This window comes from Streptomyces sp. NPDC104814 (genome assembly GCF_055583185.1).
In genome coordinates this window covers 107,156-121,396 of record NZ_JBVJOL010000003.1, presented here as the reverse complement: position 1 = coordinate 121,396, position 14,241 = coordinate 107,156, and the positions used below count along the sequence as shown (strand labels likewise).

At 71.6% G+C, this 14,241-nt stretch carries 13 protein-coding genes; 4 read left to right on the top strand and 9 right to left on the bottom strand.

Features of this window, described 5'->3' with window-relative positions:
- Positions 1 to 10: 10 nt before the first annotated feature.
- From ACZ64A_RS13655 to ACZ64A_RS13625, 7 genes are all read right to left on the bottom strand, one after another.
- Positions 11 to 2,647 carry a SpoIIE family protein phosphatase gene (locus ACZ64A_RS13655; RefSeq protein WP_469810339.1) on the bottom strand — a complete coding sequence of 879 codons (2,637 nt, stop codon included), beginning with the start codon at positions 2,645 to 2,647 and terminating at the stop codon, positions 11 to 13.
- 254 nt (positions 2,648 to 2,901) lie between these two features.
- Positions 2,902 to 3,369 carry an ATP-binding protein gene (locus tag ACZ64A_RS13650; RefSeq protein ID WP_469810338.1) on the bottom strand — a complete coding sequence of 156 codons (468 nt, stop codon included), beginning with the start codon at positions 3,367 to 3,369 and terminating at the stop codon, positions 2,902 to 2,904.
- Positions 3,370 to 3,635: 266 nt separating this feature from the next.
- Positions 3,636 to 4,046: a (deoxy)nucleoside triphosphate pyrophosphohydrolase gene (locus ACZ64A_RS13645; RefSeq protein WP_469810336.1), complete on the bottom strand. Its 411-nt coding sequence runs from the start codon at positions 4,044 to 4,046 to the stop codon at positions 3,636 to 3,638.
- Positions 4,047 to 4,130: 84 nt separating this feature from the next.
- A complete protein-coding gene (locus ACZ64A_RS13640; RefSeq protein ID WP_469810335.1) occupies positions 4,131 to 4,331 on the bottom strand; it encodes an SPOR domain-containing protein in 201 nt (66 codons plus the stop codon).
- Positions 4,332 to 4,699: 368 nt separating this feature from the next.
- Complete coding sequence (locus tag ACZ64A_RS13635) at positions 4,700 to 5,452, bottom strand: GntR family transcriptional regulator (RefSeq protein WP_469810334.1); 753 nt, start codon at positions 5,450 to 5,452, stop codon at positions 4,700 to 4,702.
- A gap of 182 nt (positions 5,453 to 5,634) precedes the next feature.
- Positions 5,635 to 6,855, bottom strand: a complete 1,221-nt coding sequence (locus tag ACZ64A_RS13630; RefSeq protein ID WP_469810333.1) for a DUF4190 domain-containing protein — start codon at positions 6,853 to 6,855, stop codon at positions 5,635 to 5,637.
- 317 nt (positions 6,856 to 7,172) lie between these two features.
- A complete protein-coding gene (locus tag ACZ64A_RS13625; protein ID WP_469810812.1) occupies positions 7,173 to 8,003 on the bottom strand; it encodes an oxidoreductase in 831 nt (276 codons plus the stop codon).
- 105 nt (positions 8,004 to 8,108) lie between these two features.
- On the opposite strand from ACZ64A_RS13625, the gene ACZ64A_RS13620 reads away from it, so the two are divergent.
- Both ACZ64A_RS13620 and ACZ64A_RS13615 read left to right on the top strand, forming a co-directional pair.
- Positions 8,109 to 9,029: a LysR family transcriptional regulator gene (locus ACZ64A_RS13620; protein ID WP_469810332.1), complete on the top strand. Its 921-nt coding sequence runs from the start codon at positions 8,109 to 8,111 to the stop codon at positions 9,027 to 9,029.
- A gap of 43 nt (positions 9,030 to 9,072) precedes the next feature.
- Positions 9,073 to 9,654 (top strand): Uma2 family endonuclease, encoded by a 582-nt coding sequence (locus ACZ64A_RS13615; protein WP_469810330.1) that lies wholly within the window; start codon positions 9,073 to 9,075, stop codon positions 9,652 to 9,654.
- A gap of 207 nt (positions 9,655 to 9,861) precedes the next feature.
- Here the strand turns inward: ACZ64A_RS13615 and ACZ64A_RS13610 are convergent, their stop codons facing one another.
- Positions 9,862 to 12,081: a DEAD/DEAH box helicase gene (locus tag ACZ64A_RS13610; RefSeq protein WP_469810329.1), complete on the bottom strand. Its 2,220-nt coding sequence runs from the start codon at positions 12,079 to 12,081 to the stop codon at positions 9,862 to 9,864.
- A 199-nt stretch (positions 12,082 to 12,280) separates the two neighbouring features.
- On the opposite strand from ACZ64A_RS13610, the gene ACZ64A_RS13605 reads away from it, so the two are divergent.
- A complete protein-coding gene (locus tag ACZ64A_RS13605; RefSeq protein ID WP_017949230.1) occupies positions 12,281 to 12,532 on the top strand; it encodes a hypothetical protein in 252 nt (83 codons plus the stop codon).
- Positions 12,532 to 12,924 carry a DNA-binding protein gene (locus ACZ64A_RS13600; protein WP_469810328.1) on the top strand — a complete coding sequence of 131 codons (393 nt, stop codon included), beginning with the start codon at positions 12,532 to 12,534 and terminating at the stop codon, positions 12,922 to 12,924. Before ACZ64A_RS13605 ends, ACZ64A_RS13600 begins: the two co-directional genes overlap by 1 nt.
- A gap of 132 nt (positions 12,925 to 13,056) precedes the next feature.
- Here ACZ64A_RS13600 and ychF read toward each other — a convergent pair whose 3' ends face one another.
- Complete coding sequence (gene ychF / locus ACZ64A_RS13595; protein WP_469810327.1) at positions 13,057 to 14,145, bottom strand: redox-regulated ATPase YchF; 1,089 nt, start codon at positions 14,143 to 14,145, stop codon at positions 13,057 to 13,059.
- Positions 14,146 to 14,241 lie beyond the last annotated feature (96 nt).

Genomic DNA, 14,241 nt, shown 5'->3' with positions numbered 1-14,241 from the left:
CGCCCGGGTCTCAGAACAGGCTGAGCAGAGCCTCGGCCGGGTCCACCGGGCCGGACTCGCCGTCGGGCAGGCCCAGTTCGAACCAGACCGTCTTGCCGCGCGGGGTGCGGCGCGAGCCCCACGACGCGGACAGCAGGCCGACGAGTTGCAGGCCGCGGCCGCCCTCGTCGGTGTCGCGGGCGCGGCGGCGGCGCGGCTGGACCAGACCGGAGTCCCACACCTCGCAGACCAGGGTCCGGTCCAGCAGCAGCCGAAGCCGGATCTCGCCCTCGCCGTATCTCAGCGCGTTGGTGACCAGCTCGCTGACCAGCAGCTCGGTGGTGTCGACCAGCGGCTCCAGGTCCCAGGCGAGCAGCTGGGCGCGCGCGTACTCACGGGCCCGGCCCACGCTGCGCGGCTCGCGCGGCAGGGTCCAGTCGCCGACGGACTCGGCGGGCAGGCCCTGGACCCGGGCCATCAGCAGGGCGATGTCGTCCTCGCCGTGATGGGTGTCCAGGGTGTTGAGGACCTGGTCGCAGACGTCCTCCAGGGGCCGCGCGGGGTCGGTCAGCGCGCCGACGAACGCCTGCAGGCCCTCGTCCAGGGGATGGTCGCGGGACTCCACGAGCCCGTCGGTGTACAGGGCGAGCAGCGCGCCCTCGGGCAGCTCGACCTCGACCTCCTCGAACGGCTCCCCGCCGACGCCGAGCGGCATCCCGGGCGGCACGTCGAGCATCAGCGCCGGCTCGCCGGGTTCGACCAGCACCGGCGGCAGATGGCCGGCGTTGGCGAAGGTGCAGCGCCGGGTGACGGAGTCGTAGACGGCGTACACGCAGGTCGCGAGGTACACCTCGGACAGGTCCGCCTCGCGCGGGCGCCGGGCGGCCCGGGTGGCCTGCTGGACGCCGCCGGGGGTGCCGAGGCCGCGGGCGATCTCGTCCAACGCGGAGAGGACTTCGGCGGGTTCGAGGTCGAGCAGGGCCAGGGTGCGTACGGCGGTGCGGAGTTCACCCATGGCGACGGCGGCGCGCAGCCCCCGTCCCATGACGTCGCCCACCACCAGCGCCGTGCGGTGGCCGGGCAGTTCGATGACGTCGAACCAGTCGCCGCCGACCTCGCTGGGCCGCCCGGTGGAGGCGTTGCCGGGCAGATAGCGGCAGGCGATGTCCAGGCCGGAGGCCACGGGGTCGCCGGGCGGCAGCAGGGACCGTTGCAGTATCAGCGCCCGCTCGTGCTCACGCCGGTACAGGCGGGCGTTGTCGATACAGACCGCGGCCCGCGCGGCCAGCTCGACCGCGAGGTCCCGGTCCCGGTCGCCGAACGGCTCACTGCCCTTGGTCCGCGCGAACAGCGCGAGCCCCACGACGGTGTCGTGGGCCACCATCGGCACGGCGAGCACGGACTGCACCAGGCCGCCCTCCTCGCCCGGCACACGCTGCGGGCGGGCGGTGCGCAGGGCTTCGGCGCAGGCGGAGTTGAACGGGTAGTGGTGGACCGCGCCGACCTCGACGCCCTCGCCGGTGCCGCCCCGGAACGGGGTGTCGGCAACGGCGCTGGCGTAGGCGACACGGCGCATCTCCGCGCTGCCGTCGGCGAGGCCGGGCGGGGTCTCGTCGCCGGCCAGCAGACCCTGGTAGAGGTCGACGGTGGCGAGGTCGCAGAAGCCGGGGACGACGACGTCGAGGAGTTCGCGGGCGGTCGTCTCCAGATCCAGGGAGTTTCCTATGCGGGCGCCCGCCTCGTTCAGGAGGGCGAGGTTGCGCCGCGCGGCGGCGGCCTCGCGGGCGGCGGCGCGGCGGGCGGTGATGTCGGTGCCGAGCCAGGCGACACCGATGGGCCGGCCGGAACCGCTGTGCACGCGGTAGAGGTTGACGGACCAGTGACGGCGCTCGTCGGAGCCGGGCACATACCCGGTGACGTGCATGTCCGTGATGGAGTCGCCGGTCTGCAGGACCCGGCGCAGCGTCGCCGTGACCCGGTCCGCCTCCGGCCGGGGCAGATAGTCGTGCACCCCCTTGCCGCGGTGGTCGTCGGGGGTGCCGCCGAAGATGGACGCGAACCGCTGATTGGCGCGGCGCACCTTCAGCTCGGTGTCGATGAGCAGGAACCCGAACGGAGACTGGCCGAATATGGCCTGCGAGGCGGCGAGGTCGGTCTCGATGCTGCGCAGGGTGCGCACGTCCACGACGATGCAGACGGCGGCCTTTTCGCCCTCCTTGGTGCGCGTCGGCATGACGTACACCTCGGCGAGCCCGTCGGCTCCGCGGCGCCGGGCCGCCTCCTCGGGCGCCCCGTCCTCGCCGCGGGGCACTCGGAAGGGCACCACACCGGTCCACTCGCGGCCGTCGAGGATCTCGGCCATCTTGCGCTGGCTCCGGTCACGCAGGTCGGGGTCGACGAACGCCTCGATGGGGTCCATGCCGACGGCGCGCTCGGCGGGGATGCCGAAGACCTGCTCGGCGCGCAGACTCCACTGGTCGACGAGGCCGTCGGCGCCGATGGAGAAGGACGCGACCTTGATGTAGTCGTAGATCGAGCCGGGCGGGCTGCTCTGCCACAGCGAGTCACCGGTCCGCTCCGTATCGGAGGCGAGCGCGCCCGCGGCTGTCGCCCTCGCGCCGTCCGACGGGTCCTCGGACTCCGTGGCCTTCGCTGGTATCTCGCTCACGCGAACCGTCCCCTCCAGCTCACCGCGTCCGGCATCGGTCACCGGCAGCGGCTGCCCGCAGTATCCAGCACTACGGCGCCGCACGACACGGTGTTCACGATCACAGCACGGTCCAGGTCCTTTTTGGTCCGTCCTGCGACAACACTTCCAGTCTTCTAACCGGGCGGCAGGTCATCGAATCCCGCAGTTCGGCATTGGTCGCGACCGCTGCGGTCCCGGCACCGGCCGCGCACCGGTCGCGCGGCCTTCGGGGTTCACTCGGGGAGCGCCAGTTCGAACCACACGGTCTTGCCGCCCTCACCGGGCCGGGTGCCCCAGCGACGGGAAGCCGATGCGACCAGCTGCAGACCGCGGCCGCTCTCGTCGTCGGGGTGCGGGGTGCGCTCGCGCGGCGGGTCGGGCAGCGGGTCGGAGACCTCCGCGCGCAGCACGCCCTGGCCGTCGCGCCCCCTGAGCCGCACCAGACGGACGCCGATCGGGCCGGTGGCGTGCCGGAGGGCGTTGGTGACGAGTTCGCTGACCAGCAGGGCCGCGGTGTCGCCGAGGCTGTCCAGCTCCCAGGTGTGCAGCCTCGCGCGCACCACGGAGCGGGCGGCGCGCACGGCACCCGGCTCAGCCGGGAACGTCCACTCGGCGCAGTCGCCTTCGGTGTCGATCACGCCGATCACTTCCCAGGCCAGCGGGTCTCCCACCCTGTCCGGTTTCGTGGGGTTAATGGGCACATACCCGATATCCAGTACCCGGTACCGCCCGCACAGGCGCACTGTGGCACAAACGGCGTAAGAGGCGCTCGGGGGAGGACGCGGGGGGTGCGTCGGCGGGGGTGTGAGGTGGGGGCTTCGGGGGGAGGCAGGGGTGTTTTGGGGGGTCGACGGTGGTGCGCCGGGGCGGGGCTTCGGCTTCCGTCGGGGCGCCGACGGGGTGCGGCTTCGGCTTCCGTCGGCGTGTGCCGGGGCGCCGACGGGTGCGCGCCGAGGTGCGTCCGCTGTCAGCGCACTTCCGTGTCCAGGGCGGACAGGGTCGCCCGGACCGCCGGGACGTCCTGGTCCAGCCAGTCGACGTCCCAGATCTCACCCGGCCCGAGCCAGCGCAGCGCGTCGTGGTCCTGAAGCGGCTGGGGCGCCGGCGAGCCGGGCAGCAGGCGGGCCGTCCACACCCGCAAGACGTACGGCTCCCTGAGCGGCCACTCCCCCGGCACCCGCTCGACCGTCTCCACGTCGACGCCGAGTTCCTCGCGCAGTTCGCGCACCAGCGCTGCCTCGGGCGCCTCGCCCTTCTCCACCTTGCCGCCGGGCAGCTCCCAGCGTCCGGCCAGCTCAGGGGGCGCACTGCGGCGCGCGGCGAGCAGCCGGCCGCCGTCGAGCAGGGCCGCGCCGACGACCACGATCCGTTCCGTCATGCGCCGGAGCCTATGCCAGGCGCCCGAAGCCGGTTCCGGGTGCGGTACGCGCCGGGCCGACTGCGGGCGCCGTACGCGCCGGGGTCAGTTCCGGGTGCCGTCGGCGCTCTGGGCGTGCTGGCCGATCCGCTCGACCCAGTAGAGCTGCTTGTGGCCGCTGGCGTCGAGGCCGTCGGCGATCCGCTGGGCCTCCGCCCGGGTCGCGTACCGGCCCACGCGGTAGCGGTTGCCGTTGTCGTCCTGCCGTATGACGAGCCAGGGAAGGGAGACCGTGCTCTCGTTCATCGCGCCCCACCGCTCCTTCCCGCCCCGGCTCGTCCGCGCCCCGTACGCGGCGCGAACCGGTCCCCGCCCGATAAGGAAACCGCAATCCGCATATGCCCGAGCCTACGCCCAACCTTTACGCAGCGAACACGGGTTTTCACGAAGAGGTAGGCAACCGGCCAGTACGGAAGGGGCGCACGAGGACGAATGCGCCGTGCGCGCGGCACGACACGCCCGCTCGGCGTGCTGCCGGGCCCGCCGGAGCACAAGCGGAACGACCTGCGAAGACGACCGAAACGCTACGGCGCACACCGGCCGCGCCGGCGGAACACCGACCGCTCATACCGGGCCCCGGCGGGGCGGCCGGGGCGCATACGCAAGGATGTGCGCTACCTCACCGGCAGGTGGTACGCGACCCGGTAGCGGTCGGCCGGGATGACGACGTCGGCAGTCTCCACCGGGCGGCCGGAGGCGTAGTAGGTGCGCTGCACGACGAGGACGACATGGCCGGGCACACCGCCGAGCGCCTGCAGCTCCTCGGCGAGGCCGGGGCGGGCGCCGACCTCCTCGGTGACGTTGTCCACGATGACGTCGATGGCGCGCATCCGCTCCACCACGCCCATCCCGCCGAGCGGCCCCTCCTCGGGCAGCATCACGGGCGTGCGGCCGGTGACGGCGAGCGGCTCCCAGGAGGTGGACAGCATCATCGGCTCGCCGGACTCCCGGAAGAGGTACCGCGTGCGCATCACGCGGTCCCCGGGTTCGATGTCCAGCCGCGCGGCCACGGCCCGGCTCGCCTCCGTCTGCTCGCTGCTGGACTCCCAGGTGCCGCGCGCCTCGGCGTCCGACTGCTCCTGCCGGAACGGGGTCGCGCCCCTGTCCGGCCGGAAGCCGGAGCGCGCGATGCGGCGCGGCACCGGCCTCTCGCGCACATACGTCCCGGAGCCGGAGCGGCCCTCGACCAGCCCCTCGGCCATCAGGACCTTGCGGGCCTCCAGCGCGACGGTGTCGGAGACGCCGTACTCCTCGCGGATGCGGGCCTGGGAGGGCAGCCGGGTGTGCGGTGGCAGCGAGCCGTCGACGATCTTCTTGCGGAGATCACCCGCGACGCGCAGGTACGCCGGCTGCTCACCGAATGTCACTGGCCGCTCCCATCAGCTTGTACAGACAGCAACAGCGTGGCAACCGTGGGTTGGCCCGTGCAAGCAAAGGCCAGAGAATCACTCGAAGTGATGAAAAGGGGCGTGGGGAGACGCCGGGCCGGGCACGGCGCAAGGCCTTACCGAGGCGTCACGCAGGCACTTTCTCCCCGCTCCGGCCGGGATCACACATCGACCCCGCCACCGCCCCCGGTGCCGCCGGGGTCACCGGAGCCGCCGGTCCCGCCGGAGCCGTCGTACCCGTCCGAGGGCGGCGTCGTGGCGAGCCTCAGCGCCTTGCGGACCGCCACCGCCGGGGCGCCGTCGACGGCCCTGAACCCCGCGGCGTAGGACGCGTCGAAGGACTCCGGGTCCGTGGCCCTCTCGGCCTTCGCCCACTGTCCGCGGGCCGTCCGGAGCTCCGCGACGTAGGCGGCGACCTGCGGCCGGTGCCCGGCCGCCCAGGAGAAGGACCCCAGCTGGGAGATCTGCGCGCCCAGCGCGCTCTTCATCTCGCCGGCCCACTTCTTGTTGCCCTCGAGGTCGTCCTCGGCCAGGTCCTCGGGCTCGTCGGCCAGCGCGTTCTCGACCTGCTGGGCGGCCGTCAGGAACGCGACCTGGTCCGCGTCGAGGGTGGTGGCGTCGGCGCGCAGCGAGCCGGTGAGCGTGCCGCTCTCGTCGGTGTTGCCGAAGACGCAGGCCACCTCGCGGTCGCCGAGCGCCCAACTGTTCTTGCTGGGGCTGAAGTAGTAGACGTCGACGTCGTGGGGCCACGCCCAGCTGTCCATGGCGTAGGCCTGCGCGAGGGGGTAGCAGCGGCCCTCCGCCGCGGTGTCGACGGCGCGCTCGCCCGGGTAGCCGGAGCCGGCCGGGAGGTTGAAGGTGCCGAACACCTCGCCGTCGTGCCGGCCCGCGCAGGGGACCTCGTCGACGTCGTAGGCGGCGCCGCCCAGCGCGCCGGGTTCGTCGAAGCACTGGCCCTTGTGCAGCGAGAAGGCGGCGTTGTCGCGGGCGCCGTCCTTCATGCCCTGCCAGAACTCGCCGACGCCACCGGTGGCGAGGACCAGCACCCACAGGGCGAGCCCGATCGTCGACAGGACCGCGCCGCCGATCGCCAGCCCCTTTCCCCGCTCGCCCCGCCTGCGGATCTGCACCAGCGCGATGACGCCGAGGACGAGGCCGACCGCGGGCAGGAAGCACAGCGCGCCGAGCACGAGGGCGGCGATGGCCACGCCGTTGACGGGCGCGGGGCGGTTGAACGGGGTGTAGCCCTGGCCCCAGGGCTGGTACGGGTAGCCGCCCTGGGCGGGGTACGGGCCCTGCGGCGGGTAGCCGCCCGGCGCCGGGTAGGGCCCCGGCGCGGACGGAGGCTGCTGGGGGCCGGGGGGCGGGGGCGGTATGGACACGGGTGCCGTGCTCCTGCTGTGACGGTGCGAGCGGGTGTGAGTCGGATAGTGGCATGGGGCGGGCAGGGGCGGGGGCCGGGGGTGCCCGCGGAGCCGGTGCGGTGTCGTCCGGGTCGCGTGGTGGCCGGTCAGGCCCACGCGGTGCGGCCGCATCGGGTGGCTGGTCGCGCCAGCACGGCCCAGCCGCATCCTGGTGGCTGGTCGCGCCAGCACGCCCAGCCGCATCGTGGTGGCTGGTCGCGCCCGTGCGGCGCAGCCGCATGTCGAGTACGGCCCCCCCGGTGTGCCTGCGGCGGCCCGTTGCTGCCCCGGGCCCGCTACGCCTCGTACGCCGTGGCCCGGGAGCGCTTCTCCCAGGCGGTGATGTCGGCGCGGACCTGGTCGAGATGGGTGAGGACCGCCTCGACGCCGTCGTCGCCGAGCGGCAGACGCAGGGGGGTCTGCTCGGCGTCCAGGGCGTCCAGGACGACCGCGGCGGCCTTGGCCGGGTCGCCCGGCTGGGTGCCGTCACCGCCCTCGATGAGGGCGCGGGTCGCGCTCACCTTCGGGTAGAGCCCGCTGTCGGCACTGACGCCCGCGCGGCCCGGGGCGAACAGCGCGGTGCGGAAGGCACCCGGCTCCACGATCAGCACCTTGATGCCGAAGTCCCGTACCTCGTCGGCGAGCCCCTCCGACAGGCCCTCCAGGGCGAACTTCGTTCCGCTGTACGCCGAGAAACCCGCGAAGGACATCTGCCCGCCCATGCTGCTCATCTGCACGATCGCGCCCGAGCGCCGCTCGCGCATGTGCGGCAGCACCGCGCGGGTCAGGGCCGCCGGCCCGAAGACGTGCACCTCGAACAGTTCGCGCAGCTCGGCCTCGCCGGTCTCCTCGAAGGCGCCGACGTGCGTGCGGCCCGCGTTGTTCACCAGTACGTCGATGCGCCCGTGCCGGGCGATGACGTCCCGTACGGCCGCGCCGGCGGCCGAGGTGTCGGTGACGTCCAGGCGCAGCGCCTCCACCTGGTCGGGGTGTGCGGCGACGAGGTCGTCCAGCACCTCGGGGCGCCGCACGGCGCCCACGACCACATCGCCGGCCGCGACGGCCGCCTCGGTGATCGCCCGTCCGAAACCGCTGCTCGCCCCGGTCACCAGCCACACCTTGTTCATGACCCCGCCTTTCATGACCCCACCTCGTTGTCGCCGTTGTCGTCCTGACGGGAACCAGCCTGCCCGTGCGGGGAGTTGTCCGTCCAAGACCTTTGGTGACAACCGATGGGCATGACCATGGACGTTCATGTGCGGGACCTGCGCTCTTTCGTGGCCGTCGCCGAGGAGCTGCACTTCACGCGTGCCGCCGAGCGGCTCTATGTGTCGCAGCCCGCGCTGAGCAAGCAGATCCGGGCGCTGGAGCGGCAGGTGGGTGTGCGGCTTCTTGACCGCGACCATCACCGGGTGGCCCTGACGCCCGCGGGCGAGGCCCTGCTGCCGCACGCCCGGGACGTGCTGGCCGCGTGGGAGGAGGGCTCGGCCGCGCTGGAAGCGGCCAGGGCCGTGCAGCGCAGCACGCTGGTCGTGGGCATGAGCACGAGTCCGGGCCGCGGGGGCCTGCTCCCCGCGATCCGCTCCCGGTTCACCGCGGCCCACCCGCAGGTCACCCTGCGGCTGCGGCAGGTCGGCTGGGAGGACCCGACGGCGGGCCTCGCGGACGGCACGGCGGACGTGGCCTTCGTGTGGCTTCCGCTGCCCGACGAGAGCCGCTACGACTGGACGGTGCTCGCGGAGGAACCTCGCCTGGTCGCCCTCCCGGACACCCATCCGCTCGCCGGACGCCCCGAGATCGACTTCGCGGACCTGGCGGACGAGCCGTTCCTCGCCCTGCCGCCGAGCGCCGGCGTGCTGCGCGACCACTGGCTGGCCCTGACCGAACGCGCCGGCCGCCCGCCCCGCGTCGGAGCGGAGATCGCCGGCACGGAGGAGACCTACGAGGCCCTGGTCGCCGGCCTCGGCATCTGCCTGGTCGCGGCGGGCAACGCCCCCCTGATCACCCTGGGCGGTGTGACCACCCGCCCGGTACGGGGTCTGTCCCCCAGCCGGTACGCGCTGGCATGGCGGCGGGCGGACGCGGACCGGCCCCTGGTCCGCGCGTACGCCCGGGAGGCGGCGCGGGCACGGAGCACCCCGGTGGCTCGTTGACGATCTCGTGGCCCGGATCTCGCCGAGTCGCTACCGTTCAGCCATGACCGCACTGCCCGACTGGATGCGCCCGCCGCGCGAGGAAGGCTGGTTCGCGGAGGACCTGGACCGCCTCCCCGAGGCACCCCGCCACACCGAGCTGATCGACGGAGCACTCGTCTTCAGGGTGGCGCCCCAGCGGTCCTGGCACGGCCGCCTCGTCACCTTCCTCACCACCACGCTCATGGCGACTGCACCCGCCGGTTTCGAAGTCGAGCGGGAAATGACGATCCGCCTCGACGACCGCAACCGGCCGGAGCCGGACCTGCTCGTGACGACGGCTCCCTATGATCCGGACCGCACGTGGTACGCGCCGGATGAGGTACAGCTCGTCGTGGAGGTCGTCTCACCGGAGTCGGCCCACCGTGACCGCACGGTGAAGCTGCACAAGTACGCGGAGGCCGCCATCCCGCACTACTGGTGCATCGAGGACGAGGACGGCACCCCCGTCGTCCACGTCTACGAACGTGACGAACCGACCGGCGTCTACGCGCCCGCGGGCATCTTCCGCGGCACCCTGAAGCGTCCGGTGCCGTTCGAGATCAGCCTCGACCTCGACAAGCTCACCCCGCGGGGGAGCACATAGCGGCCGCCAGCACGGGAAGACAGAAGGGGCCGGACTCCGCGAAGTCCGGCCCCTTCTGCAGCACTCAGACGTTGAAGCGGAATGCCTGAGGCCCGATCTTGACCTGCGACGGAGCTCCATTCAGGGCTCTGACCTGGGATTTCCTCGTTGGCATGCGTTGGCTCCCGACAGTCGTTTACGGATGTCCTGCGGACTGGAAGACCTCCCTCACTCGGATGCCGTGGTCCTCCCGTCCGTCATGCCCAGACGCGCCTGCTCCTCCTCGACGATCCGGCGGGCCAGTTCGGTGTCCGACACGTCGACCGCGTCCGGGGTGGCTTCGGCCACGGCGCTACGGCGGGCATAGGCATCGAACAGGCGGGTCTTCTCCTCCAGCATCTTCACCATGCGTTCGTCCACTCCCCCGATGGTGAGAAGACGATGCACGTGAACCGGCCTGACCTGGCCCATGCGGTGGGCCCGGGCCACTGCCTGGTGCTCGATGGTCGGCTTGATCTGCGGTTCGCAGATGATGACGACGGAGGCAGCCTGCATATTGAGGCCGACGCCGGCCGCCTGGATCTGTGCCAGGAGCACCGCTGGTCCCGAGACCCCGGCGAAGTCGTCGACGATCTGCTGCCGTCGCCCGGGCGGGACGCTGCCGGTGAGCGGACCGAGCATCGGGATATCGGCAGTGGGACCCTCAGCGAGCGTCGCCTTCGTCACGCCCAGCACGTCCTTGAAATTGGAGAAGACCACTGCCTTCTGCCCGTTCTCGCCGGCCTCCTGAACGATCTCGCGGAGCCGGTCCAGCTTGGCCGACTTCTCGGGGCGCATGTACGCGGCCCTGCGCATCGCCATGAAGTTGCCTGCGCGCACGGCTTCGCGGTACGCCTCCTCGTCCGACGCGCTCAGCTCCTCCCACTCGTCGGTCTGCTGAAGACTCGGGAGTTCCGTCAGCACGTCTTCCTGGTTGCGCCTCAGGTAGACCGGGGCGACGGCCTTGCGGAAGGCGACCGATCCTGCCAAGGCGTCCCGCTCGCCGAGGGAGTCCGCCACCCCTCCATCGAGGATCTGGACCAAGTTGCGGAACTCCACAACCCGGTTCTCCATCGGGGTTCCGGTCATGAAGAGGCTGCGCTCACAACGCTCCGTCCACAGGGCGACCGACTGGGACCGCTTGGTCTTCGGGTTCTTCACGGAGTGTGCTTCGTCGACGACGAGCAGTCCGACCTCCCCGCCGCCCGGCGCCGGAAATCCGCGTAGTGCATCGAACGTGGTCACCCCCACCCCGCCTCGTCCCTTCCAGTCGGCGAACGCGTAGTGCCGGTCGGGGCCGTGGAGCACCATGACGCGAAGGGCGCTGCGGACCTCGATCTCCCGAGTCCAGTTCACGAGAACGCTCGCCGGGCAGACGACCATGAAATGGCTCTGCCCCTCGGCGGCCAGGTGTGCCAGCACGGCAATCGCTTGGATGGTCTTCCCGAGACCCATCTCGTCGCCGAGTATCACCTTGCGCTGCGCAAGGACGAATCGCGCGCCGAACGCCTGGTAACCGCGCAGGGAGACCCGCCGGTGCGAGTCGTCGAGCTGTTGCATCCGTACCCGCTCGGCGATCTCCTCCGGCAGGAACCCTTCGGCGGCTGCGGCGTCCGGCAGCCGCCCGGAGATCTCGGCGAGCAGGCTGTAGTACTCCGCCGAACGGAGTTCAAAGTCCACCCATGCCGCGATGTCGGACGTAGGTCCACGTAGCAGGTCCACCGAGGCTTGGGCGAGCAGCTCAGGCAGGTCGCCCTGCTCCGCTTCGTCCACCAGTGAGCGGATCTCGGCGGCCGCCGCCAGGGCACGTGCCTTCTTCTCCTGTCGGGCCAGCAGCATCCTGAAACGCCCGGCGGCGGGCCTCGCGCCGACCAGCAACGGGCCGAGCCGTTCCGACAGGGCTGCGGCTCGGTCCACCGCGCGCCGGGCGTCCGGGCCGGCTTCCACCAGTACGTGCAGGGCCATGACGAGCGCGGTGGCGCTCGGCTCCGGCCGGTCCATGTCGATGTGGACGGCCACCGTCTCGTGCACCGCTTCGGAAAGGCGGCGAGCAGCGGCAAGGATCTGGTCGACCGTGCGCTGCCCGACACCGGGAATCTGCCGCAACCGATAGGGGCCCGCTTCGAGAACACGGCCCACCGTGCCGAGGCCGTTCTTCTCGACGTTCCCCAACCGCAGGCGTCCTTCAGTAACGTCCTGCAGCCGGGCGACGGGGATGGCGTCGAGCTCCCGCATGACCGCCGCGTCGTGAATCGGCTTCAGCGCCGCCCGCACCGCCTCGACCGCCCTACCGTGGTCACCGGCCACTGCCTGCGCTGCCTCGTACAGTCGCGCTCCCCTCGCGACCGCGTCCCGCTCACCACGCCCCACGCGTCCCGCCCCTCTATCGCAGTCCCCGCATCCTCCCATCACCCACTCCGGCCCTGGACGGTGCCCGGCCAGTCCGCACAAGATGCCGATGGCCCTTCGGACGGGGGCACCGACCTGCGCTGCCGCAGGCCAGAGGCCCCCTGCGTACGATCGCCCGGATGCGGGAGAGGCCAGTGCGGATCAGTCGGACCCGCAGGTTCACCACCGAAGACTTACGACCACCGGTAGGATCAGCACCATGAGCGGTAGCAGGAAGTACTCCATCAGTCTGCCCGAGGACCTCGCCGAGGCCGTACGCGCCCACGTCGGCCCCGGCGGCTTCTCCGCCTACGTCGCCGAGGCCCTCGAACAGCGGGTCGCCATGGACAAGCTCCGGGAGATCGTCGCCGACTTCGAGACCGACAACGAAGCTCTCACCCGCGAGGAGGTCGAGGCCGCCCGGGCGCTGCTGCGCCACGACCACCGGCAGACCGGCGGGGCCGCCGCCTGATGCCCGGCACCCTCCTCCTCGACAGCGAAGGCCTCTCGAAGCTCTACCGCAAGGACCGTACCGTCGTGACTCTGGTCCAAGCGGCGTCGGAGGAGGGCATCCGCGTCGCCACCAGCGCCATGACCACTCTTGAGGCCGACTACGAGCGTATCCACCCGGCCCGCATCAAGTGGGTCCTCTCCCGCGTCGACGTTCACGACGTCACCAAGGAGATCACCGACCAGGCCGCCGCGCTTCTGCGCGCCCATCACCTCCACGGCCACAAGTACGCCATCGATGCCGCCTTCGCCGTCATCGCCCGCAACGCACCCCGGCCAGTCACCGTCCTCACGTCCGACCCCGAGGATCTGACACTCCTGGGCGGCCCATCCGTGGAGATCATCAAGGTCTGAGGCAGTGTCACTGCCACTACCACGCGGACCAGACCTGCCACTGCCCCTCATCACGGGGCGAGAACTCCTTGCGGACAGAAGCTCATGCCCGACCCTCCAACAGGCGGGTCGGGCAGAATCATTGACTAGTCGTCAGACGTTGAAGCGGAACTCCACCACGTCCCCGTCCTGCATCACGTACTCCTTGCCCTCCATGCGGGCCTTGCCCTTCGCTCGGGCCTCGGCGACCGAGCCGGTCGCGACCAGGTCGTCGAAGGAGATGACCTCGGCCTTGATGAAGCCCTTCTGGAAGTCGGTGTGGATCACACCGGCGGCCTCGGGGGCGGTGGCGCCCTTCTTGATCGTCCAGGCGCGGGATTCCTTGGGGCCGGCCGTCAGATAGGTCTGCAGGCCGAGGGTGTTGAAGCCGACGCGGGCGAGCGTGGCGAGGCCTGGCTCGTGCTGGCCGACGGACTCCAGCAGTTCCAGCGCCTCCTCCTCGTCCAGCTCGGCGAGGTCCGCCTCCAGCTTGGCGTTGAGGAAGATCGCCTCGGCGGGGGCGACCAGGGCGCGCTGCTCGTTCTTGAAGTCCTCGTCGACCAGTTCGTCCTCGTCGACGTTGAAGACGTACAGGAAGGGCTTCGTGGTCAGCAGGTGCAGATCGTGGAGGAGCTCCGCGCGCTCGGTGCCCTGGACGATGCCCTGGGAGAACAGCGTGTCGCCCTTCTCCAGGATCTCCTTGGCCTCCTCGACCGCCTTGACCTTCGGCGCCACGTCCTTCTTGATCCGGGACTCCTTCTGGAGGCGCGGGAGGACCTTCTCGATCGTCTGGAGGTCGGCGAGGATCAGCTCGGTGTTGATCGTCTCGATGTCGTCCTTCGGCGAGACCTTGCCGTCGACGTGGACGACGTTCTCGTCCTTGAAGGCGCGGATGACCTGGCAGATCGCGTCGGACTCACGGATGTTCGCGAGGAACTTGTTGCCCAGGCCCTCACCCTCGGACGCGCCACGCACGATGCCGGCGATGTCGACGAAGTCGACGGTGGCGGGCAGGATCCGCTCGGAGGAGAAGATCTCGGCCAGTTTCGCCAGACGGGGGTCGGGCACGCCGACCACGCCGACGTTCGGCTCGATCGTGGCGAACGGGTAGTTGGCCGCCAGCACGTCGTTCTTGGTCAGGGCGTTGAACAGGGTCGACTTGCCGACATTGGGCAGACCGACGATTCCGATCGTGAGCGACACGTTGCGACTTCCCGTTACGTGAGGGTGGAGGGCGGCGGGTCCCTTGGCGGGGCCGATCCACCAGTCTACGGGGTGAGCGCCCCGGGACCGGAGGTC